Origin of the sequence: Methylobacterium sp. J-067 (assembly GCF_022829465.1) — a bacterium.
Lineage (GTDB): Bacteria > Pseudomonadota > Alphaproteobacteria > Rhizobiales > Beijerinckiaceae > Methylobacterium > Methylobacterium litchii.
This window is the reverse complement of record NZ_JAKSXZ010000031.1, coordinates 1-324: the sequence shown is the minus strand read 5'-3', so window position 1 is coordinate 324 and position 324 is coordinate 1. Positions and strand designations below refer to the sequence as shown.

The window sequence follows — 324 nt, the reverse complement described above, 5'->3', positions numbered from 1 at the left end:
GATGGTCCGCTGCGTCGTGTCCGAGCGCGTCTTGCCCACCGCCGAGCGCTTCACCGCCTCCTCCGTCAGCATCACCGAGGTGTTGATGCCCCGCTGGATCTCCCCGAGGATCGCCCGCACCTGACCCGTGGCCGCCTTCGCCTGATCGGCGAGCAGCTTCATCTCCGAGGCCACCACCGCGAAGCTGCGCCCGCTCTCGCCGGCCGCCGCCGCCTCGATGGCCGCGTTCAGCGCGAGCAGATGCGTGCGCTCCGAGATGTCGTTGACGCTCTCGATGATCTCACCGATCGCCTGGGTCTTCTCCGAGACGCCGACGATGTTGCC

General features: G+C 68.8%; 1 protein-coding gene. It reads right to left on the bottom strand.

Annotated features, from left to right (window positions below; all coding sequences use genetic code 11):
* The coding region (locus MKK52_RS02315; protein ID WP_243952140.1) for a methyl-accepting chemotaxis protein at window positions 1-324 on the bottom strand (324 nt) is incomplete at both ends.